The sequence below is a fragment of the Leeuwenhoekiella sp. MAR_2009_132 genome (genome assembly GCF_000687915.1).
GTDB lineage: Bacteria > Bacteroidota > Bacteroidia > Flavobacteriales > Flavobacteriaceae > Leeuwenhoekiella.
This window is the reverse complement of record NZ_JHZY01000002.1, coordinates 738,848-761,600: the sequence shown is the minus strand read 5'-3', so window position 1 is coordinate 761,600 and position 22,753 is coordinate 738,848. Positions and strand designations below refer to the sequence as shown.

Sequence of the window (22,753 nt, the reverse complement as noted above, 5' to 3'; positions counted from 1 at the left end):
ATTAGTTTAATTTATTTAAGTAGTAATCGTATGTAGCAAATTGAGACCGTAAGGGAGCTTCATCATTTTTGCGATACGCATTATTTTGTAATGCTGTAATCTCTCGAGCTTTTACATTATCATTCCAACAAATTGAATAGGTCTCTATAATCTCTTTCTTCACATCTGCATCGTAAATAGGACAGGTGACTTCTACCCTATTATCAAGATTACGCGTCATCCAGTCTGAAGATGATATATAAACTTTTTCTTCACCTTCTTCCCCAAAAATTAATACTCGAGGATGTTCTAAAAATTTATCTACAATGCTAATAAGATTAATGTTTTCACTCATTCCCTTAACTCCGGGAATTAAGCAGCAAACACCTCTTATAATCATATCTATCTTTACTCCTGCCTCACTTGCAGCGTATAATTTATCTATGATGGAATAGTTAGAAATACTATTTAATTTAAGTCTTATATATCCCTTTTTACCACTTTTTACTTTCTTGATTTCGTTATCAATTAATCTAAAAAATGTATTTTTTGCGTAATGCGGAGAAATTATTAAATGCTGATAGGTATTTACAATGTAATTTGTATCGAAGAAATTAAACAGTTTTATGAGATCTTTTAAAATCTGTTTGTTTGCAGTAAATAGTGTATAATCTGTATATATCTTAGCCGTTTTGCCGTTAAAGTTACCCGTGCTTATAAAGCCATAACGTTTCAGTCTACCTGCCTCAAGACGCTCAATCACACATACTTTACTGTGTACTTTTAATCCCGGAACGCCAAAAATGAGCTTAATACCTTCATCCTGCATTTGATTTGCATAGCGCATATTACTTTCTTCATCAAAACGTGCTCGCAATTCTATTTGTACCGTTACATCTTTACCATTTTTTGCTGCATTTATTAACGCACTGGCAATGTGACTCAATTTAGCCAAACGGTAAATTGTTATTTTTATGGTTTTAACTTTAGGGTCTAAAGCAGCTTCACGCAAAAATTTAATTACATAAGCAAACGTATGATAAGGTGTGTATTGCAGAAAATCTTTTTCGGCAACCTTTTTAAACATACTGTCATTAAGGCTAATATTTGTTATAGGTAGTGGCTTTTGAGTGGCGTATAATAAATCTGTACGTCCAAGACTTGGAAAACCCATATAATCTTTGCGATTATGGTAACGACCACCGGGAATAATACTATCTGTATTTTCTATACCTAACTTTTCAAGCAGAAAATTTAACGTGTCTTTATTAATCGCCTGATCGTGCACAAAACGCACGGGTTCTGCATCTTCTCTTCCTTTTACACTTTTAGATAATTTCTCTATAAAACTCTTACCTAAGTCTGACTCTAAATCAAGTTCTGCATCGCGAGTAATTTTAATCATATGAGCAGAAATTTCATCATATTCAAAAATGCTAAATACAGATTCTAAGTTGTACCGAATAAGATCATCTAAAATCATTATATAATCTATACCATCTACCTGGGGCAACACAACAAAGCGGTCTAATTCACTTGGTATTTCAACTAAAGCATGGAGTATTTTCTTGGTAACCGAATTTTTCATCGTTACCGTGAGATATGCCTCTAAATCCTGAATACGCGGTAAATCAATATCTTCATTAAGCATTATTGTTACTAGCGCAGGACTTACCTTTTCCATAAAAAAGGTTTTAATAAATTCACTATGCTCTGGATAGTGAACCTCATTTTCTTTAATTATATAAATACCCTGATCTTTAAGACGAGAATGTATGGTATCTATTATACTTAAACTTTCTTCCTGCTGCTCAATTACAATACGCGTTATCTTTTCTAAAAGTTCATCTGCAGCATATACTCCTAAAGCTTTACGGCCACGTTTACCGGCTTCTACAATTCGCTTAACTGTAGCATATCGTACTTTAAAAAACTCATCCAGATTGTTAGAAAAAATCCCTACAAAGCGCAGGCGCTCAATAAGTGGCACTGTCTCATCTGCTGACTCTTGCAATACCCTAGCATTAAATGACAACCAACTTATTTCCCTATTTATATAACGTGATTCGTCTGCTACTAAAGTTGTTGTATTCAATTTATTATCCATTAATTAAGTTGCTTAGGTTTAACATATAGAATAGTTTCACCTTTATTAATAGCACTCCAGTCATTAACATCAAATGTAATTGCTGTAAATGCAGCGGTTGAAACATTATCTATGCTTTTACTTCCATATTGATTTACCCAAAAGGTTAAGGCGTTGTTATGGCCAAAAATCATAAGACGATCAATACGATTATCACACGATTTGATTACTGTATCTAGTTTATTACCCGTAAAATCATATAAACGAGCATCAAGCTCCAGTCGCTCCTCAGGAATTCCTAATTCTTTAAGATATAAAATAGCCGTACTTTTTGCACGTACCGCATCACTACTAACAATGCGCTGAGGAATTGATATTTTCTCGCGTATAAAAACACCCATCTTAGTGGCATCTTCTATTCCACGCTGATTTAAAGGACGTAAATGATCTTCAAGATTAAACTCCCAGGATGATTTAGCGTGTCGTACCAGGTAAAGTGTTTTCATAAACTGTAAAATTAAGGAGCAAGTCGTTCTAGTTTCCAATGAACCCTTCCCGGAGTATACAACAACCTATCGTGTAAACGATTAGGTCTGCCTTGCCAGAATTCAAATGATACTGGTTTAATACAGTAACCTCCCCAATAATCTGGTTTCGGTATTTCTTTATTTTCAAATTTCTGCTCAAGATCGGCAAGTCTATTTTCTAAAAAATTGCGGTCTGCAATTACATCGCTTTGTGGTGATGTCCACGCACCAAGTTGACTACCACGTGGTCTTGAATGAAAATAAGTCGTAGAAACTTCTTCTGAAACACGCTCTGCAATACCCTTAATGATAACCTGTCGCTCTAGATTAGGCCAGAAAAAAGATATACATACGTGCGGATTATCAGCTAAAGCCCTACCCTTTTCACTCTCATAATTTGTATAAAATACAAAGCCATTTTCATCATAGCTTTTTAAAAGAACAATACGACTTTTAGGAAAGCCATCGCTTCCTACAGTTGCTACTGTCATTGCATTAACTTCATCAACACCAGCAGCATCTTCTACTTCTTCAAACCACATTTTAAATTGACTGAAAGGATTAGCATCACTTTGTTCAATCGTTAATGCATTCTTATCGTAAGATTTTCTATAATCACTTAAATCGTGTGCCATATTGAGATTTTAGAGCAATTTACGCTAATGATTAATACTGTAAAAAGCCCATTACTATCTTTTACATTTATTTAAATTAAAGTCAAAACTAATTTGCACTTGATAATTCATCAAAGTCAAACACTTTACCATCATCTGCCGTAAGTACATTCTCGAACTCAAGTTTAGCTTCGTTTGCAAAAAGTGTAAGATCTGGGTAACGAGTACTGTAATGTCCTAGAATAAGAAATTCAACATTTGCCTGTTTAGCCATAAGGCCTGCTTGTCGAGCTGTAGAATGGCCGGTAGGTTCCGCTAACTTGGCATGAGCCTCTAGAAACGTAGATTCATGATACATATACGTGACTCCCTGTAATTGTGGTAAATTATCTGGTTTATAAACCGTATCACTGCAAAATGCATAACTTCTTGGCGGGTCTGGATCAAACGTTAATTCTTCGTTAGGTATGAGCGTACCATCATCGAGCAACATGTCTTTACCAGACTTAATTTTTTTATAATATAATACGTCAATCTCTTTTTTAAGAACAGCGCTCATATTCAGTTTACGCTCTCCTTCTTTCTCTTTAAATAAAAATCCATTAGTATAAATGCGATGTTTTAAAGGAATGGTTTCTACGGAAACTTTATCGTCTTCAAACAGGATTTGCGGTTCTTTAGATTCTAACTCGTGAAAGTATAGCGGATAATTTGTCCAGCTATTAGACAATTTTAACTGAAGCGTAATTGCTTGTTTGATCCCTTTGGGACCGTAAACGTGCAGTTCTCCTTCTCTATTAAGCAATCGAAAGGTAGATATTAACCCTACTAGACCAAAGAAATGATCCCCATGCAAATGCGAAATAAAAATATGCTTGATTTTTGAAAACTTAACTTTATTTCTTCTAAGCTCAACCTGAGTTCCTTCTCCGCAGTCAATAAGAAAAAGGTGGTTTTTTATTTGTAATACTTGAGAAGTAGGATTTGTAAATGTACGTGGCGTGGCTGCATAGCAACCGAGTATAGTAAGCTTCATTAAATTTTGCTAACAAATTATTTAAACGTAAACAGTTTAAAATCGGTTAGAAATCAACTTTATACTGCATAACAAAAAGATTAAATGCGTAGATAAAACATCTTAACGCATAAAGTCGTTAAGTTAAGCTTAATTAAGCAAAAAAAGAATGCTTTACCTAAAATAAGCTTATGATTTAGAACCCCAGATCGCGTTGAATTTCTTCAAGATCTATCACGTCTTTTGCCTCTTCTAGTGTAGGCACAACCATTAATTCTTCGGGTACTCTATCTATCTGCGGAACTTTATTAACTAACACAAATGACTTGTGAGCAGCACGCTGGGTATTTGAAATATGTAGAAAACTCAAAAGCTCATCTAAGGTAATATTCTCATATTTAAGTAGATCTATAACAAGATTTACATCTGAATACGCTTTAGGAATGATAAATTCTAAAAAGGAAGCAAAATCCTTTACACCATCTTCTTCATCCTCGAGTATGGTAAAAGTGTCATTTTGTGTTATAATCATTGCTTTTTAATTTTTGAAGCCAAAAGATAAATCACAGCCATACGTATTGCTACACCGTTTTCAACCTGATTTAAAATTATAGACTGGCCACTGTCTGCCACATCACTTGTTATTTCTACACCTCTATTTATAGGTCCAGGGTGCATAATCACTATTTCTTTATTTAAAGAATCTAAGAGTTCTTTATCAAGCCCATATTGTTGTGTATATTCTCGTGTAGACGGGAAATAACTAATATCCATACGTTCATTTTGCACGCGTAACATATTAGCAACATCGCACCATTCTAAAGCTTTTCTAAGATTAAGCTCTACCCCCACACCTAAAGATTCAATATATTTTGGCATTAAAGTTTTAGGGCCACAAACTTTTACTTCGGCACCTAAGAGTTTTAATGCAAATATGTTTGAAAGCGCTACTCTACTGTGCAGTATATCTCCTACGATAACAACTTTCTTACCACCTACATCTCCTAATTTTTTAAGAATAGAATAACTATCTAATAATGCTTGTGTAGGATGCTCGTGAGCACCGTCACCGGCGTTCACAATACTTGCTTTAATATTTTTTGAAAGAAAAACGCCGGCACCGGGATTGGGATGACGCATAACAACCATATCTACTTTCATAGATAAAATGTTATTAACCGTATCTATAAGTGTTTCTCCCTTTTTTACTGAAGATGCACCTGCAGAAAAATTGATAACATCTGCACTTAAACGCTTCTCCGCCAGTTCAAAAGAAAGTTTTGTACGGGTACTGTTTTCAAAAAATAAATTGGCAATGGTAATATCTCGAAGGGAAGGAACTTTTTTAATAGGACGGTTAATGATTTCTTTAAAATGATCAGCCGTTTCAAAAATAAGATTGATATCCTTTTTTGTTATATACTTAATCCCCAATAAGTGATCTACACTTAACTCGCTCATTTGCTACTTTAATTTGTGCGATTGTTATTCCCGTTAACTTTATTCTTCAATTAAATAAACACTGTCTTCACCACCATTTTCTACCCAGCTCACTTTTACTTTTTCAGCATTAATTGCATCTACCTGCCTACCTCTATAATTAGGTTGTATAGGTAAATGTCTGCTAAAACGGCGGTCTATAAGGGTAAGCAATTCTACTTCACGTGGTCTCCCAAAGCTTTGAACCGCTGTGAGAGCAGCATTTATGCTTCGGCCGGTGTATAAAACATCGTCTATAAAAACAACATTCTTGTCTTCTACAACAAACCCAATTTTTGTCTTATTTGCTTCGAGTGGTTTGTCTCCGCGTCTAAAATCATCTCTAAAAAAGGTGATATCAAGATATCCCATTTTTATGTTTTCAATCTTATAGTCTTCTTCCAACAGTTTTTTAATACGTTCTGCAACATAAACCCCTCTAGGCTGTATGCCTATAAGAACCGTATTTTTAAAGTCTCTGTGATTTTCAATGAGTTGACAAGCCAGTCTATTCAATATAATATTTACTTCTTTTGCATTAAGTAAGACTTTCTGACTCATAGTGGGAGTTGCGCTTGTTTTGGTTAGCAAAGGTATCTATTTTTTTAAACAGAATATTTCAAAATACACTTTTACTTGTTCTTATTTCTTTTGAATATTGAAAAACCGAAAGGAATAGCAAAAAACAGAAAGAAATATTTACCAGTTATTAAACCTATGAGTGTAATAAGCGCAGCGATCACATAAATCCAATTGTAATTTTTGAATTTCATAATGACTACTTTATTCCTTGAGTAGGTTTCGGTTTAATCCATTTATTTTTAAGTTCAAGAAAATTTATATCAATGGCAGGATCTTGAGGCTCCAGCACTTTTGCCTGAAAAGAACGCTGTAGAATATCTTCAATTAGATAATCTTCCTGCACACTCTTAGGATCATAAATTTCTTTGAGAGAAATATCAAAAAAACTAGCCGTAGTATTTAAGAAAAAAGCCTTTAATCCACTGCGGTAATCTTTAATTAATTCAAAAGTGGTTGAACCCGTTTGACGATACATCAGTTTTACTAAGATCTGACCTTCGGTTCTGGTAAGTTTTTTGAGCTGTGCACCAAATTCGTCTTCTACATAGCGCTGTATGATTTTTGTGTATTTTTTCTTAGCCCGCTTAGATTTCATAGAATCGAGCCGTTGATTTAATTCAACAAGACGCTCTCCTGCCAATTTTGCATACGGCCATACTTTACGGGTTTTTCTGCGTAAAATAAGATATCGGCGTCGTGCTTCATTATCACTAAATTTTACCTTACCTAAAACAATTACATCATCTAAAAAAATAGCTTTTCGGGCAATACTGTCGCCTTCTACAATATAGAATTCAACATTTGAGGTATCTGTCTCGGTAGTTGGTTCTTCTGTAGTTTGTGCTAATAACGTACCACTCAAAATGAGTGTAAGTAGGATGACTAATTTATTCAAATTTTATTTTTCATTTTATAGAGCGAAAACTGTTCCAAAAGTACGCAATCGTTCAGATTGCGTTGCGAAATTGCTATTAATATTCTTACTTTCGTAGAAAATTGAAATTATGTCAAAAAGCATTTTAAATAAAGAATCTCTTGATTTTCTAGAATCTTACCTAAATAACGCCGCTCCTACAGGTTATGAGTGGGAAGGTCAAAAAATCTGGATGAATTATCTAAAACCTTATGTCGATACCTTTATCACAGATAATTACGGTACAGCAGTAGGTGTAATAAATCCTGACGCTAAATACAAAGTAGTAATTGAAGGTCACGCAGACGAGATTTCCTGGTATGTAAACTTTATTACAGACGATGGTTTAATTTATGTAATACGCAACGGCGGAAGTGACCATCAAATAGCACCCTCTAAACTGGTTAACATACACACTAAAAATGGTATCGTAAAGGGTGTCTTTGGATGGCCGGCAATACATACGCGGGATAAGAGTGATGAAAAAGCTCCAAAACTTGATAATATTTTTATTGACACCGGTTGCAAAAACAAAGAAGAGGTAGAGAAACTTGGTGTACACGTAGGTTGTGTTATAACCTATCCTGATACATTCACGATTCTTAATGGCGATAAATTTGTGTGTCGTGCATTAGATAATCGTATGGGTGGTTTTATGATTGCTGAAGTTGCTCGTTTGCTTAAAGAAAATAGTAAGAAATTAGATTTTGGTCTGTATATCGTAAACTCGGTACAGGAAGAAATAGGATTACGTGGCGCCGAAATGATCACGCATACCATTCAACCTAACGTGGCTATCGTAACCGATGTGACCCACGATACAACCACCCCAATGATTGAGATGAAAACAAACGGTCGCGCCGCTATAGGTGATGGTCCTGTAATCTCATATGCACCGGCAATTCAACAAAAATTACGTGATTTAATTATAGAAACAGCAGAAGAGAAAAATATACCTTTTCAACGATCTGCCTGCAGTCGTGCTACAGGTACAGATACAGATGCTTTTGCTTACAGCAATGGTGGCGTACCTTCTGCATTAATAAGCTTACCGCTTAGATATATGCATACTACTGTAGAAATGGTACATCGTGATGATGTTGAGAATGTTATTAAAATGATTTACGAAAGCGTATTAAAAATTAAAGATGGTCAAAGCTTCAGTTATTTTGACTAGTTAATTATAATATCTGAATTTAAATGTCCGGAAGCACTGCTGCTTTCGGACATTTTTTTTGCTTTCATTTTTTTTGAATAGACATTTCACACTTTATTAGTACAAATCATACAAAATTGCTTTTAAATTTGATAGCATGACCATCACCGAAACTAAACTAGAAACTCTTTTAAAGAGCCCCGAAGAGGCCGCTCGCATAGCAGATCTTATCTATGTGAAAGAACAACACCTTACAATTTGCCGTAAAAAACACGGTAAGGGGTTTACCTATTGTAAAGGTGATAAAACCATAAAATCAAAACCTATTCTCAACCGTATAAAAAAACTGGTCATACCACCGGCCTGGGAAGACGTTTTAATCGCAGAACCAGAGAATGGGCATTTGCAAGCTGTGGGTCGCGATGACAAAGACCGTAAAGTATATCTCTATCACGACACGTGGAATAAACTGCGCAATGAGACCAAATTTCTAAAATTAGCTTCGTTTGCAAATGTGCTTCCGCAATTGCGAAAGCAAGTTGATGCAGATCTTGACGAAGAAAAAATGACCCGACGCAAAGTGCTTGCATTGGTACTGCGCCTTATGGAAGAAACCCATATACGCGTAGGAAATGCATGTTATGCAAAGCGCAATCAAACTTATGGGCTATCTACCTTACGCACGCGTCACGTTAAAACAACAGAAAGCGATATTCGGTTTGAATTTATAGGAAAAAAAGGCAAAGAACATAAAATTAAAATCACAGATCCAGAACTAATTGATCTTGTAAATCAGTGTGAAGAAATACCTGGTTGGGATCTATTTCAGTTCTACGATGCTGACGGAACCAAACATCATATTGACAGCGGTATGGTGAATGACTACATTCACGAACTGAGTGGCAATTTATTCTCGGCTAAAGATTTTAGAACCTGGGGAGCTACAAAAATATTCTTTGAGTCATTGCGTGACTCCGGTTATGTTGAAGAAGAAAAACAGAATGCTAAAAACATTTTGACCGCATATGACGCCGCGGCAAAAGGTCTGGGTAATACCAGGAGCGTTTGCAAAAGTTATTATGTACATCCCGTAATACCTGAAGCATATGCAGATGGCAGTATCACAGCATATTTTGATAAAGTTGATCAGGTTAAATTAAAGCCCAACTCTTTTATTTCAAAAACTGAAACCGTTATTACCCAGATGCTGGGTAATTATGAGATTACAATTTAATTTAATTAAACCCTTTAATGGCTTAATAAGAATTTAGCGTTATTCACAATTATTTTTAAAAGTCATTTAAGTAACCAAATTGAGCACGGTATTGTGTTTTATTTAAGTCTTCTACAACGGCACTTTCTTCAATTTTTCACTCAATTACAGTACCTTTGCACACTTGAAAAAGAAAATGGCAGAAACACAAGAATACATTGAAGTTTATGGCGCAAGAGCCCATAATCTAAAGAATATAGATGTTCAAATTCCCAGAGAAAAACTAGTTGTAATTACGGGCCTTTCGGGTAGCGGTAAGAGCTCTTTAGCTTTTGACACAATCTACGCAGAAGGGCAGCGACGTTATATTGAAACTTTTTCGGCATATGCCCGCCAGTTTTTAGGAGGTTTAGAGCGCCCTGATGTTGATCAAATACAAGGACTCTCTCCCGTAATCGCTATTGAGCAAAAAACTACTAGTAAAAGTCCGCGTTCTACCGTGGGTACGATTACAGAGATTTATGATTTTTTACGTCTTCTTTTTGCACGCGCTAGTGATGCGTACAGCTATGAGACGGGTGAAAAAATGGTGAGCTATAGCGATGATCAAATTAAAGATCTAATAAAATCTGAGTACCACGGAAAACGAGTTAATGTTTTAGCCCCAGTAATTAGAAGTCGAAAAGGGCACTACCGCGAACTTTTTGAACAAATTGCAAAACAAGGATTTTTAAAAGTTAGAATTGATGGCGAAATAAAAGACATCGAAAAAGGGATGAAAATTGACCGGTACAAGGTTCACGATATAGAAATCGTAATCGACCGGTTAAAAATTGATGATGAGCAGGATTTAGATAAGCGCTTAATGGAAACTATTAACACCGCGATGTATCACGGTGAAGACGTGATGATGATTTTAGATCACGACACGAACGAGGCGCGTTATTTTAGCCGTAGTTTAATGTGTCCTACTTCAGGAATCTCGTATCCTAACCCAGAACCTAATAACTTTTCATTTAACTCGCCTAAAGGAGCCTGTCCTAATTGTAACGGTATTGGCGAATTGCGCGTGGTTAATTTAGATAAAATAATTCCTGACCCTAAACTTTCTATCAAAGCTGGAGGTCTCGCACCTCACGGAACTCAGAAAAACAATTGGATATTTAAGCAATTAGAAATTATCGCACAACGCTTTAATTTTAAATTGACAGATCCTATTAAAGACATTCCGAAAGAGGCTATAGATATGATTATGTATGGTGGCAATGAGAAATTTACAGTAGATTCTAAAACTTTAGGAGTTAGCAGAAGCTACAAAATAGATTTTGAAGGTGTCGCTAAATTTATTGAAAGCACCTACGAGAATAATGATTCTGCTTCCCTAAAAAGATGGGCAAAAGAATACATGGAAAAGGTAGAGTGCCCTGTTTGTGAAGGTTCACGCTTACGCAAAGAGTCTTTATACTTTCGAGTAAATGAAAAAAACATTGCAGAACTATCTAATATGGATATTCTGGAACTCGCCGCATGGTTTAAAGAGGTGCCTCAGCATTTAAGTGAAAAACAAAAAGCAATTGCGACCGAAATTTTAAAAGAAATTAATGCCCGTCTTCAGTTTTTAGTTGATGTAGGTCTTACCTATTTAAGCTTAAACCGAAGCTCAAAATCCTTATCTGGTGGGGAAGCGCAACGTATACGCTTAGCAACTCAAATAGGGTCTCAGCTTGTAGGAGTTCTTTATATTCTTGATGAACCTAGTATTGGTTTGCATCAGCGTGACAATGAAAAACTAATTAATTCGCTGGTCGCTTTGCGCGATTTGGGCAATTCAGTTTTAGTGGTTGAGCACGATAAAGATATGATTGAGCGTGCAGATTATGTTATTGATATCGGGCCGTTTGCTGGTAAGCACGGCGGGGAGATCATTAGCGAGGGAACCCCTAAAGAACTTTTAAAGCAACATACCCTAACTGCACAGTATATTAATGGGGAAAAAGAAATTGCTGTACCTGAAAAACGTAGAAAAGGTAATGGCAAAAAGATAATTTTAAAAGGTGCAACAGGTAATAACCTTAAGAACGTGAATGTTACGTTTCCGTTAGGAAAAATGATTGTGGTAACGGGTGTTTCCGGTAGCGGAAAATCTACGCTTATTAATGAGACCCTCTACCCTATTATGAATGCACATTATTTCAACGGAGTTAAAAAACCGGCACCTTATAAAAGTATAAAAGGTCTTGATGAGTGTGATAAAGTAATAGACATTAATCAATCTCCCATAGGTCGTACTCCGCGTTCAAACCCGGCAACGTACACGGGAGTTTTTGGCGAAATACGCAGTTTATTTGCTAAGATGCCAGAATCGTTAATACGTGGTTATAAACCAGGGCGTTTCAGCTTTAATGTTGCAGGTGGTCGTTGTGAGACCTGTAAAGGTGGTGGCTTACGTGTTATAGAAATGAATTTCTTACCAGATGTGTATGTAGAATGTGAGACTTGCCAGGGTAAACGTTTCAATAGAGAAACTTTAGAAATTAGATATAAGGGAAAAAGTATCGCCGATGTTCTAGAAATGACCATTGATGAGGCGGTACCCTTCTTTGAACACATTCCGAAGATTTACCGAAAAGTAAAAACAATACAGGATGTAGGTCTGGGTTATATTTCGCTGGGTCAACAGTCTACTACCCTATCTGGTGGGGAAGCACAGCGTATTAAACTGGCAACCGAGCTTTCTAAAAGAGATACCGGTAACACATTTTACATACTCGACGAGCCTACAACCGGTTTGCACTTTGAAGATGTACGTATCCTGATGGATGTTTTAAATCGTTTGACAGATAAAGGAAATACAATGCTAATCATAGAGCATAATATGGATGTTATCAAACTGGCAGACCACATTATAGACATTGGTTATGAAGGTGGCAAGAACGGCGGACAACTTGTTGCTAAAGGAACACCAGAAGAAGTAGCAAAAGATAAGAAGAGTTATACAGCTCAATTCTTACAAAAAGAGCTAAATTAGAACGCTCTCCTAAACATTAAAATCAAACTCTTAATATGAGAAATGAAAATAAGCCTAAGGGCTGGAATGAAATAAAAACAAATGATTCTTGGGCCCTATTTAAAATTATGGGCGAATTTGTAAGTGGTTTTGAGAAACTTAGCAGAATAGGACCTTGTGTTTCTATCTTCGGAAGTGCGCGTACAAAACCAGATCAAAAATATTACAAGCTAGCAGTCGAAATCGCAGAGAAAATCGTAGATAACGGTTATGGCGTAATTACAGGTGGAGGTCCCGGTATTATGGAAGCTGGTAATAAAGGTGCACACCTTGCAGGCGGTACCTCGGTAGGTCTTAATATAGATTTACCTTTTGAACAACACGATAATCCGTATATAGATGGCGATAAGAGTATAGATTTTGATTACTTTTTTGTGCGCAAGGTTATGTTTGTTAAATATTCTCAGGGATTTGTAGTACTTCCCGGTGGTTTTGGCACGTTAGACGAATTGTTTGAGGCAATTACACTAATTCAAACACATAAGATTGATAAATTTCCTATCATACTGGTAGGTACAGATTTCTGGAAAGACCTTATGACGTGGATTAGAAATACGCTGCTAGACAGTTTTAAAAATATAAGTGATGCAGATGTAGATCTTATTTATTTAGTTGATACTGCAGACGAAGTTCTTGAAGTACTTAATAATTTTTATAATGAGTATGAATTAAGTCCTAACTTTTAAAGTTGTAAAACCAGTACCAGTGTAATTGCGTTAAGTATAGTGACAATACTTAACGCTAATCATTAAAAACCCCTGTGCTATTTCCCATTTTGGTCAATTTGCATTTACACATAAATTTATGAAGACGTTTTTAAAAGCGCTTCTACTAGTGATTTTTATACTTCCCGCAACCGGCGAAGCGCAGAATCGTATTAATATATCTGCACGATTGTATGAAGACTCAAAAACACTTGTAATTCAACAGAAAGTTTTTTTTGTAAATACCGCTAAAGACACATTAACATCATTATATTTTAATGATTGGGCAAATAGTTTTGCGTCTAAGCAATCAAAATTAGGTAGACGCTTTGCAGAAAATTATGACCGAAGATTTCATTTAGCTTCAACAGAAGAAAGAGGTTATACCCAAGTCAATTCAATTATAGACGACACGTTTAAGATGTTAGACTTTAAACGTATTCCTAAAGCTGAAGATATTCTAGAAGTTAAACTCAATCATCCATTAGCTCCGGGAGAAACACAAATGCTCAGGCTTAATTATGAAATACATATACCCGATTCTCGCTTTACAGGTTATGGTGCTTTAAATAATGGAGATTTCAATTTAAAATATTGGTTTATTGCTCCCGCTGTTTATGATGGTGAATGGCATTATTACAGCAATAAAGACCTGGACGATCTGTACATGGTTCCTACAGATTTTAAAATAGACTTCTCGTTTAAGAAAAATTATCTTCTTATAAATGAGTTGGTTCAAACTAAAAGTTCATTAGATGAAGAATCTTTATACCGAACCATACAACTCGAAGGAAAAAACAGAAACAATACCACTATTTACTTTCGGCAGAATTCAGATTTTTTAATTACTGAAACAGATCCTGTAACGGTTATAACAAATATCAGTGACACTAAGGTAATTCCAGAACGTGAAGCGCTTATCATTGATAAAATTACAAACTATCTTGATAAAGAGTTAGGAGATTATCCTTTTGAGAAACTGGTAATTTCTAATATTGATTATAAGGAAAATCCTGTTTATGGCTTAAATCAATTACCCAACTTCTTTAGTCCCTTCCCAGAAGATTTTAAGTACGAGCTTAAAATATTAAAAACTGCAATTAATAATTATGTAGATCGCACACTTTTTATAAACCCACGAGAACATAAATGGGTTGCAGATGTTGTGAAGATGAATATGATGATGCGGTATATGGATACCTATTATCCCAATTTAAAAGTACTGGGAACTTTAAACCGTTACTGGGTCGCCAGACAGTTTAATATTTCAAACTTAGAATTTAATGAGCAGTACAATTTGTTGTATTTGCACATGGCTCGGTTGAATCTTGATCAATCTTTAGCGACCCCTAAAGACTCCTTAATTAAGTTTAATGTAAACATTTCAAATTCTTACAAAGCTGCTAGTGGTGTAAATTATCTTTCAGAATATTTATCAGACACGCTAATTCAAAATAGCATTAAACAATTCTACAGCGAAAATCAATTAAAGCTTACCTCTCCTAAAGATTTTGAACAAATTGTACGCTCTAAAACCAATAAAAACCTAGACTGGTTTTTTAATGATTTTGTAACTACCCGAAAAAACATAGATTTTAAATTTAACGAAGTAAAGAAAAGAGGAGATTCTATAAATATAGAACTACGTAATAAAACAGGAATCTTAGTCCCGGTTCCAGTTTATGGGATGAAAGGAGATTCTATAGTTTCTAAAACCTGGGTTGAGGGTTTTAAAAAAGAAAAGCAAATCTCTATTTCAAATAAAAATATAGATCGGGTAGTTATTAATGCGGAAGGATTTGTTCCTGAATTCAATAGACGTAATAATTACAAAAAATTAAATCCTTTTTTAGGTGTTAATAAACCCTTTCAGTTTAAGCTCTTTCAGGATTTAGAAGATCCTTCAAAAAATCAGGTGTTTTTTATGCCTGTTGCAGAATATAACTTTTACGACGGTTTTAGATTAGGAGCTAAAATGTATAATAAGACTTTACTCTCTAAACCCTTCAATTATAAGATTGAACCACAATATGGTTTTAAATCAAATAAAATTACCGGAAGCGCGGGGTTTACCTATACTCAAAATCTTGATGAGGGAAATCTTTTTGCAATACGCTATGGTATAGGCGGCTCCTTATCTTCTTATGCGCCAGACGCACTTTATAAAAAATACTCTCCGTTTATAACATTTGCTTTTAGACCAGATGATTTTAGATCAGACAAACGCGAATATCTAAGTATACGCAACATTAATGTTTACCGCGATGAGTCTAATTTTATAAGCAATGATGATCCTAATTACAGTGTCTTTAATGTTCAGTATTCAAATAATGATCCCGGAGTAATAAACTCATTAAGCTGGAATACCGATTTTCAACTCGCTCAAAAATTTAGTAAACTATCAGTAACCGCTAAATACCGAAAAGTTTTTCTTAACAACAGGCAATTTGATTTACGTTTCTTTGGTGGTACGTTTTTATACAACGATACCCGTTCTGATGGTGACTATTTTAGCTTTGCTACAGACCGACCTACAGATTATTTATTTAATTACAATTACTACGGTCGTTCAGAAAGCAGTGGTTTGTTTAGTCAACAACTTATACTGGCTGAAGGTGGTTTTAAATCACAACTTGATACTCCCTTCGGAAATCAATGGCTCACCTCTATTAATACAAGTACAACCCTTTGGAACTTTATTCACGGCTACGTAGATGTAGGGCTTATAAAAAACCAGGGAGATCCTGCACGTTTTTTATACGATAGCGGGATACGCACCGTATTAGTTGAAGATTATTTTGAGCTGTTTTTCCCGGTATATTCTTCTAACGGCTGGGAAGTAGGTCAACAAAATTACGATCAGAAAATACGCTTTATCGTTACCTTAGATATAGGAACAATGTTAAGCCTCTTTACCCGCAAATGGTATTGAGTTTATTTTAATTATTTGATCATCAATAAATTTAAATAAATTCATTAAATACCCCTTTAAATTTCCATTTATTGAATAACCCGCAATTAAATAGGTTTTTATTAAAAAATTATCATTTTATTAGATAATTATTGAATTGTGTTTAACGGGTTTTTTACTTATTTTTGTGAAAACTCATTATACATATGCACACGCAATCTGAGCCTACTTCTGAAATATCTTTTCAAGATTTTAAATTAACCGTTCTAGAAGATTACAAAATAGCTGTTACCAGTAGAGAATGTAGTTTATTAGGACGTCGAGAAGTTTTAACAGGTAAGGCTAAGTTTGGTATTTTTGGCGACGGAAAAGAAGTACCCCAGCTGGCAATGGCAAAAGCCTTTAAAAAAGGTGATTGGCGGTCAGGATATTATCGTGATCAGACCTTTATGATGGCTATAGGCGAGTTTACTATAGCAAATTTCTTTGCGGGTCTCTATGCGCATACAAGTATAGAAAATGACCCTATGAGTGCCGGTAAACAAATGGGCGGTCATTTTGGTACACACAGTCTTGATGAACACGGAGTATTAAAAAATCTATTGGAGCAATACAATAGCAGTGCAGACATCTCTCCTACTGCAGGCCAAATGCCAAGACTATTAGGTCTTGCTCAGGCTTCAAAAATCTTTAGAAATGTTACTGAAACAGAAACCAATGGATTATCTGATAAGGGTAATGAAGTAGCCTGGGGTACCATAGGTAATGCCAGCACTTCTGAAGGAATGTTTTTTGAAACTATAAACGCTGCCGGTGTATTACAGGTACCCATGGTTATTAGTGTTTGGGATGATGATTACGGTATTTCAGTACATGCAAGACATCAAACAACAAAAGAAAGTATATCTGAAATCTTAAGCGGTTTTCAACGTACTGAAACCGAAAAAGGTTTTGAAATACTAAAAGTTAAAGGTTGGGATTATCCCGCCCTTATAGAAACTTTTGAGAAAGCAGGAAATATTGCCCGTACAGAACATGTTCCCGTAATACTGCACGTGACTGAATTGACACAACCGCAAGGGCATTCAACATCAGGTTCTCACGAGCGTTATAAAAATAGTGATCGCCTACAATGGGAAAAAGACCATGATTGTATTGCAAAAATGCGAGAGTGGATGCTTAATAACCAAATCGCTACTGAAGAAGAACTAATTGATATTGAAAAAGATATTAAACGCAACGTTCGCGAAGGAAAACGTAAAGCATGGGATGCATTTTTAAATCCTATTAGGGACGAAAAGAAAAAGGTAGTTAGTCTACTCGAGACGCTTGTTTCAGAAAGCAGTAATGGTCAATTTATAAAGCCTATTCTTAAAGCACTAGTTAATGAAAAAGATGCTTTAAAATCAGATTTACTTACGGCATCTCGCAAAGCACTTCGATTTGTTGCTCAGGAAGAAAGCAAAGCGATAACATCGTTAAGAAATTGGGTTACTTCATATATCGAGAATGAGCAACCTAATTACAGTAAACATTTATACAGCGCTAACGAGTCTAAGGCTATAAACGTAGCTGAAATTCTACCTGAATATGACGACAAGGCAAAAGATGTTGATGCACGAGTAGTTTTACGTGATAATTTTGATGCTATATTCAGCAAATATCCTAACAGCTTAGTTTTCGGTGAAGATGCAGGTACCATAGGTGATGTGAACCAAGGCCTTGAAGGTTTACAAGAGAAATATGGCGAACTGCGCGTTGCTGATGTAGGTATACGAGAGACTACAATTATAGGTCAGGGAATAGGTCTTGCATTACGCGGCCTGCGCCCTATTGCAGAAATTCAGTATCTTGATTATGTACTTTATGCGATTAGTACGCTAAGTGATGATCTTGCCACATTACGTTACCGAACCCACGGTAAACAAACAGCTCCTGTAATTGTTAGAACACGAGGACACAGACTTGAAGGTATCTGGCATAGCGGTTCTCAAATGGGTGCACTTTTAGGACTTTTACGAGGAATTTATATCCTTACACCACGTAATATGACCAAAGCAGCAGGATTCTACAACACGCTTTTAAAGAGTGATGAACCTGCAATCGTAATTGAGTGCCTTAACGGTTACCGTTTAAAAGAGCAATTACCGCTCAACTTAGGAGAATTTACTACGCCTATTGGTAAAGTTGAAGTCGTAAAAGAAGGTACAGATATAACCGTTTTATCTTACGGAAGTACCCTTAGACTGGTAATGCAGGCCGGTCAGGAATTGCAGGCTTCAGGAATAAACATTGAAGTTATTGATGCACAGTCGCTTTTACCCTTTGATTTAAATCACGATACCGTTAAAAGTATTGCAAAAACTAATCGCATTTTAGTAGTTGATGAAGATATGCCAGGTGGTGCTTCAGCATATTTGATGAATCATATTTTAGATGAGCAAAAGGCATTTAAATACTTAGACGGTACACCACAAACCTTAACTGCAAAACCACACAGACCTGCATACGGTACAGATGGAGATTACTTTTCAAAGCCTTCTGCTGAAGATATATTTGAAAAAATCTATGCAATTATGCACGAGGTAAATCCTAAAAAATATCCTTCAATACGATAAATTTTTACTGCTACATCCAGGGTTGATGATCTATCTCAACCCTGAATAGAGCATAATTTATCTGTTTCTGAACTAATTCTGAAGTAAGCGGAAAGCTTAAATCGCCACCCGCAGTGTGAAAAATATAATTATAAAGCTTTCGCTTTTTATACCATAAGGGCTGGTTTACAGTAATTGCCTGTAATTTAAACAGCTCAATTATTTCAACTTTTTGATTCCAGACTCCCTTTTTTATAATTACAAATTCAGGAGTAATTTCTAACGACAAGGCGCGATACCAGAAATATTGATAGGGTATTACTATACCAACATAAATAATAGATAAAATACTGGTTACTTCAATCAAATAATTAGGGACTAAAAACGATGCCACTACACCGGTTAGTAATAATGGCAATGCTGCTAATATTATTAATCTGAAATAAAGATATACCGCCGGCTTAAAAAGATTACCTGGTTTAACTTTATAGGTAAATAGAAATTTCTTTACTTTTTCTACTTGAATACGTTCTAATCCTGGAATTTGAATTTTTGTTTTTGTTAAATCATTTTGACTACTGGCAATGGCGATTTGAACCTCGTGAAGATTTAGCCTTTTTTGAATGGGGTTTGTAATTACCCTAAGCAATTGTACTCTTCTGGGTTTTAAACTGGTTTTGGTATTGGTTTTCAGACCCATTTCTAACTCAAGACTGTCATTAGTTTGTTGCAGTTTGAGATCAAAATATTTAATAAATATTTCTATACACGAGATTAAAAGTCCTAAAAGAAAAATAACAGTAAATACAATAGCTGTAAGTATAAAGAGCTCAATAGGCCTACTATATGCCTCTAAATAACCTTGTACACTATCTGTATACATATCACTCTGTATAAATTCAAAATCACCTAATTGTTGATAGATAGTAACTACAAAAATTAGAATTAACCAAACGCCTCTAAAATAGTTACTCGTAAGACCTAGTTTTATCAAAGTTGCCGGAGAAAGTTTGTGCTCCCACGCATTTGATGGGTTTGATACAAATTCCTTTATAAGTACATCATTTGTAGCTGGAGCGTCTTCCTCCACTTTTGCAACATCAATTAAAACCTGCTGAAGTTTTTTAGCATCTGCCTCTCGAAGTGCTTTTATACTTATTTCCTTACCACTACTTCCCGCTGTATCAAGCACCAGACTATACACGCCAATAGCACGCTGCAATAAAGATCTTTTAAAATAAACCTGCTGAATTTTATTAAATGGCACGTTTACCTTTTCAGTATTAAAAACTCCTTTCTCTAATACAAATTCAGAATTTGCATAATTAATATGAAATTTAAAACGCAAAAAAGCAATTACGCTATAAATAAGCAATAGTATTATAAAAAAACCAGTACCTAATAATACGTTGTTTAAAATTTCAGAATTGATCCCTTTAACAAAAAAGTAAATTAAAGCAGCCCCAAAAGCTCTCAAAAATTTATAAAACTGAGATAAAAAAATGAGAATTACACCTAGTTTTGATTGCGTTTGAGGTATAGAATAAAGCTTACTCATCTATATCGATTAAGTGATTAGCTATTTTATTCTTTAATCTAGCCGCGATTTCTGGAGTTAAACCGGGAATATCTATATCGCTCCCAGAACCACCGGCGGTAAATATATTAAGGTTTGAGATTTTAAAAATTTTGTCGAGCATACTTTCTGAAGTTGAAATATGCTGAATGCGGTTAAAAGGTATTATGGTTATCTTTTCAAATAAAAAACCGCGCTTATAGGCAATATCGTGCTCGCGCAAAGCATAGCCTATACGTTTCTGAAACATTATCTGAAAGAAGAATAATAGTCCAAAAATTACCAGTCCTGTAATCATAAGTCCCCAAATTAAACCGGGGACTTCTGTCACTTCTCGCAAGAAGTAAAGACCTATTGCAAAAGCAAGAACGAATAGTCCTAAAACAAGAAAAACCTTATACAATCTCTTTACAGAGACTTGTGTATAGGTTAATTCTTGATAATCTGGTAAGGAGTCAATGTCTACCGGGGCGTTTGTAAACTTTTGTTCCATAATATAGGTTTTGGTGCGTGTTTTAAAAATACTAGAACCTAACCAATATATGACCTATGGAATCCATTTTTTCTCAAAATTGGGCTTTCTTTTTTCTAAAAATGCATTTCTACCCTCTTTGGCTTCTTCGGTCATATATGCCAATCGGGTTGCCTCCCCTGCAAAAACTTGTTGTCCTACCATACCGTCATCGGTAAGGTTCATGGCAAATTTGAGCATTTTTATAGATGTAGGTGATTTTGCTAAAATTTCCTGAGCCCATTCAAAAGCTGTTGCTTCTAACTCTTCATGAGGAATTACGGCATTCACCATACCCATTTCATAAGCCTCCTGAGCAGAGTAATTTCGACCTAGAAAGAAAATCTCACGAGCTCTTTTTTGACCTACCATTTTTGCTAAATAGGCAGAACCATACCCACCATCAAAACTGGTCACATCTGCATCAGTTTGTTTAAAAATCGCGTGTTCTTTAGATGCTAAGGTAAGATCGCAAACTACGTGCAAACTATGACCACCACCTACAGCCCAGCCGGGTACAACGGCGATTACCGCTTTAGGCATAAAACGTATTAAACGTTGAACATCTAATATATTTAAACGATGATACCCATCATCACCCACATAACCTTGATCACCACGAGCTTTCTGATCTCCTCCACTACAAAAACTATAAACACCATCTTTTGAAGATGGCCCTTCAGCAGATAAAAGCACTACTCCTATAGAAGTATCTTCTTGTGCATTGTGAAAAGCATCTAATAATTCTGCAGTAGTTTTAGGTCTAAAAGCATTACGCACATTAGGTCTGTTAAACGCAATTCGCGCAACCCCATCTGCTTTTTTATAGGTTATATCCTGGTATTCTTTTACGGTTATCCAATCTGGTTCTTGCATTGCTATTCTTTTATTTTTCCGCCTGGGCGAACTAATACGTGTTTATTCTTCTTGATTTTTTAGAGTGATTCCCTTATCAGAAATGGTAATCATTCGGTCTTTATAAAGAGCACCTATTGCTTTTTTAAAAAGTTTTTTACTTATACCAAAATAGGCATTAATATCTTCTGGCGAACTTTTATCGTGTACCGGTAAGCTTCCGCCGTTACGCTTTAATTCTTCATAGATAAATTCTGCATTAGGCTCAACACTTCTATACCCTTCAGGCTGAAGCAAAACGTCTATTTTTTTATCTTCTCGTACGCGTTTTATATATCCCGGAAGGCGGTCTCCTACGCGTATATCTTCAAAAATCACGTCTTTATGTACTAATCCCTGAAACTTTTCATTGATAATTACGTGCGCTCCAAATTCTGAAAAATGAGACACTAATAAATCTACCTTATCAAATTTTTCAACATCAATATCCTCATTTTTTAAGAATGTATTAAATTTTGAAGATCCTACAAGACGGTTTGTCTTCTCATCGAGATACATGTAAATTAGGTAAGAGCTGCCTTCACGCATATCTGTAACCTGATTTGAAAATGGCACAAATAGTTCTTTGTCTATTCCCCAATCTACAAAAGCACCTATTTTTGAAACAGATGTACATTTTAGATAGGCAAAACCATTTTTTAATATATAAGGTTTAAGTGTAGTGGCGACTGGTCGCTCCTCATTATCTAGATATACAAATACTTCAATTTCATCTTCTAACTGAAAACCTTCGGGAGCATATTTACCAGGTAATAACACCTCATTTTCTTCTTCATCACGCAGATACAAGCCGGGTGCTGTATCACGATCTATTATCATTTTATGGAATTCCCCGAGTGCGAGCATAATATTTTTTTTGTGTCTTCAAAATTAGGAAAGTAATAGGGATTATACTTCACTAATAGTAA

18 protein-coding genes are annotated in these 22,753 nt (G+C 35.4%); 6 read left to right on the top strand and 12 right to left on the bottom strand.

Features of this window, described 5'->3' with window-relative positions:
• Position 1: 1 nt before the first annotated feature.
• The 8 genes from ppk1 to P164_RS03175 all read right to left on the bottom strand — a co-directional run bounded on the left by ppk1 (position 2) and on the right by P164_RS03175 (position 7,177).
• Positions 2 to 2,086 carry a polyphosphate kinase 1 gene (gene ppk1, locus P164_RS03210; RefSeq protein ID WP_051621169.1) on the bottom strand — a complete coding sequence of 695 codons (2,085 nt, stop codon included), beginning with the start codon at positions 2,084 to 2,086 and terminating at the stop codon, positions 2 to 4.
• Complete coding sequence (locus tag P164_RS03205) at positions 2,086 to 2,571, bottom strand: SixA phosphatase family protein (protein ID WP_028375033.1); 486 nt, start codon at positions 2,569 to 2,571, stop codon at positions 2,086 to 2,088. Before P164_RS03205 ends, ppk1 begins: the two co-directional genes overlap by 1 nt.
• Positions 2,572 to 2,582: 11 nt before the next feature.
• Positions 2,583 to 3,227, bottom strand: coding sequence for a pyridoxamine 5'-phosphate oxidase (pdxH, locus tag P164_RS03200; protein ID WP_028375032.1), 645 nt, complete (start codon positions 3,225 to 3,227; stop codon positions 2,583 to 2,585).
• 88 nt (positions 3,228 to 3,315) lie between these two features.
• Positions 3,316 to 4,242, bottom strand: a complete 927-nt coding sequence (locus tag P164_RS03195) for a ribonuclease Z (RefSeq protein ID WP_028375031.1) — start codon at positions 4,240 to 4,242, stop codon at positions 3,316 to 3,318.
• 175 nt (positions 4,243 to 4,417) lie between these two features.
• Positions 4,418 to 4,753, bottom strand: coding sequence for a hypothetical protein (locus P164_RS03190; RefSeq protein ID WP_028375030.1), 336 nt, complete (start codon positions 4,751 to 4,753; stop codon positions 4,418 to 4,420).
• Positions 4,750 to 5,682, bottom strand: a complete 933-nt coding sequence (locus tag P164_RS03185; protein ID WP_028375029.1) for an aspartate carbamoyltransferase catalytic subunit — start codon at positions 5,680 to 5,682, stop codon at positions 4,750 to 4,752. Before P164_RS03185 ends, P164_RS03190 begins: the two co-directional genes overlap by 4 nt.
• 39 nt (positions 5,683 to 5,721) lie before the next feature.
• Positions 5,722 to 6,261, bottom strand: coding sequence for a bifunctional pyr operon transcriptional regulator/uracil phosphoribosyltransferase PyrR (gene pyrR, locus P164_RS03180; protein ID WP_028375028.1), 540 nt, complete (start codon positions 6,259 to 6,261; stop codon positions 5,722 to 5,724).
• 217 nt (positions 6,262 to 6,478) lie between these two features.
• Entirely contained in the window at positions 6,479 to 7,177 is a 699-nt protein-coding gene (locus P164_RS03175) for a DUF4294 domain-containing protein (RefSeq protein ID WP_028375027.1), read from the bottom strand.
• 109 nt (positions 7,178 to 7,286) lie between these two features.
• Between P164_RS03175 and P164_RS03170 the strand changes: the two genes are divergently transcribed.
• The 6 genes from P164_RS03170 (at position 7,287) to P164_RS03145 (ending at position 18,864) form a co-directional block, all read left to right on the top strand.
• Positions 7,287 to 8,372 carry a M42 family metallopeptidase gene (locus P164_RS03170; RefSeq protein WP_028375026.1) on the top strand — a complete coding sequence of 362 codons (1,086 nt, stop codon included), beginning with the start codon at positions 7,287 to 7,289 and terminating at the stop codon, positions 8,370 to 8,372.
• 136 nt (positions 8,373 to 8,508) lie between these two features.
• The gene (locus P164_RS03165; RefSeq protein ID WP_028375025.1) at positions 8,509 to 9,585 is read left to right on the top strand and encodes a DNA topoisomerase IB; all 1,077 of its coding nucleotides are present in this window, start codon (positions 8,509 to 8,511) and stop codon (positions 9,583 to 9,585) included.
• Between the two features lie 175 nt (positions 9,586 to 9,760).
• Positions 9,761 to 12,592 (top strand): excinuclease ABC subunit UvrA, encoded by a 2,832-nt coding sequence (gene uvrA / locus P164_RS03160; protein ID WP_028375024.1) that lies wholly within the window; start codon positions 9,761 to 9,763, stop codon positions 12,590 to 12,592.
• 35 nt (positions 12,593 to 12,627) lie between these two features.
• On the top strand, positions 12,628 to 13,317 hold the full coding sequence (locus P164_RS03155; protein WP_028375023.1) for a TIGR00730 family Rossman fold protein: 690 nt from the start codon (positions 12,628 to 12,630) through the stop codon (positions 13,315 to 13,317).
• Positions 13,318 to 13,435: 118 nt separating this feature from the next.
• Positions 13,436 to 16,267, top strand: coding sequence for a metalloprotease (locus tag P164_RS03150; protein WP_028375022.1), 2,832 nt, complete (start codon positions 13,436 to 13,438; stop codon positions 16,265 to 16,267).
• A gap of 185 nt (positions 16,268 to 16,452) precedes the next feature.
• Positions 16,453 to 18,864 carry a thiamine pyrophosphate-dependent enzyme gene (locus tag P164_RS03145; RefSeq protein WP_028375021.1) on the top strand — a complete coding sequence of 804 codons (2,412 nt, stop codon included), beginning with the start codon at positions 16,453 to 16,455 and terminating at the stop codon, positions 18,862 to 18,864.
• A gap of 10 nt (positions 18,865 to 18,874) precedes the next feature.
• Here the strand turns inward: P164_RS03145 and P164_RS03140 are convergent, their stop codons facing one another.
• Genes P164_RS03140 through P164_RS03125 form a run of 4 tightly spaced genes read right to left on the bottom strand, consistent with a single transcriptional unit; the run spans position 18,875 to position 22,691 of the window.
• Complete coding sequence (locus P164_RS03140; protein ID WP_028375020.1) at positions 18,875 to 20,401, bottom strand: PH domain-containing protein; 1,527 nt, start codon at positions 20,399 to 20,401, stop codon at positions 18,875 to 18,877.
• Entirely contained in the window at positions 20,394 to 20,912 is a 519-nt protein-coding gene (locus P164_RS03135; RefSeq protein ID WP_051621167.1) for a PH domain-containing protein, read from the bottom strand. Before P164_RS03135 ends, P164_RS03140 begins: the two co-directional genes overlap by 8 nt.
• 54 nt (positions 20,913 to 20,966) lie before the next feature.
• Entirely contained in the window at positions 20,967 to 21,806 is an 840-nt protein-coding gene (locus tag P164_RS03130; RefSeq protein ID WP_028375019.1) for a 1,4-dihydroxy-2-naphthoyl-CoA synthase, read from the bottom strand.
• 42 nt (positions 21,807 to 21,848) lie between these two features.
• Positions 21,849 to 22,691, bottom strand: coding sequence for a S1 RNA-binding domain-containing protein (locus P164_RS03125; protein ID WP_028375018.1), 843 nt, complete (start codon positions 22,689 to 22,691; stop codon positions 21,849 to 21,851).
• Between the last annotated feature and the right edge of the window lie 62 nt (positions 22,692 to 22,753).

Bases quoted from the DNA above. Each gene is read 5' to 3' on its own strand.
- ppk1 (WP_051621169.1), bottom strand. From the start codon at position 2,086: ATGGATAATAAATTGAATACAACAACTTTAGTAGCAGACGAATCACGT.
- P164_RS03205 (WP_028375033.1), bottom strand. From the start codon at position 2,571: ATGAAAACACTTTACCTGGTACGACACGCTAAATCATCCTGGGAGTTT.
- pdxH (WP_028375032.1), bottom strand. From the start codon at position 3,227: ATGGCACACGATTTAAGTGATTATAGAAAATCTTACGATAAGAATGCA.
- P164_RS03195 (WP_028375031.1), bottom strand. From the start codon at position 4,242: ATGAAGCTTACTATACTCGGTTGCTATGCAGCCACGCCACGTACATTT.
- P164_RS03190 (WP_028375030.1), bottom strand. From the start codon at position 4,753: ATGATTATAACACAAAATGACACTTTTACCATACTCGAGGATGAAGAA.
- P164_RS03185 (WP_028375029.1), bottom strand. From the start codon at position 5,682: ATGAGCGAGTTAAGTGTAGATCACTTATTGGGGATTAAGTATATAACA.
- pyrR (WP_028375028.1), bottom strand. From the start codon at position 6,261: ATGAGTCAGAAAGTCTTACTTAATGCAAAAGAAGTAAATATTATATTG.
- P164_RS03170 (WP_028375026.1), top strand. From the start codon at position 7,287: ATGTCAAAAAGCATTTTAAATAAAGAATCTCTTGATTTTCTAGAATCT.
- P164_RS03165 (WP_028375025.1), top strand. From the start codon at position 8,509: ATGACCATCACCGAAACTAAACTAGAAACTCTTTTAAAGAGCCCCGAA.
- uvrA (WP_028375024.1), top strand. From the start codon at position 9,761: ATGGCAGAAACACAAGAATACATTGAAGTTTATGGCGCAAGAGCCCAT.
- P164_RS03155 (WP_028375023.1), top strand. From the start codon at position 12,628: ATGAGAAATGAAAATAAGCCTAAGGGCTGGAATGAAATAAAAACAAAT.
- P164_RS03150 (WP_028375022.1), top strand. From the start codon at position 13,436: ATGAAGACGTTTTTAAAAGCGCTTCTACTAGTGATTTTTATACTTCCC.
- P164_RS03145 (WP_028375021.1), top strand. From the start codon at position 16,453: ATGCACACGCAATCTGAGCCTACTTCTGAAATATCTTTTCAAGATTTT.
- P164_RS03140 (WP_028375020.1), bottom strand. From the start codon at position 20,401: ATGAGTAAGCTTTATTCTATACCTCAAACGCAATCAAAACTAGGTGTA.
- P164_RS03135 (WP_051621167.1), bottom strand. From the start codon at position 20,912: ATGGAACAAAAGTTTACAAACGCCCCGGTAGACATTGACTCCTTACCA.
- P164_RS03130 (WP_028375019.1), bottom strand. From the start codon at position 21,806: ATGCAAGAACCAGATTGGATAACCGTAAAAGAATACCAGGATATAACC.
- P164_RS03125 (WP_028375018.1), bottom strand. From the start codon at position 22,691: ATGCTCGCACTCGGGGAATTCCATAAAATGATAATAGATCGTGATACA.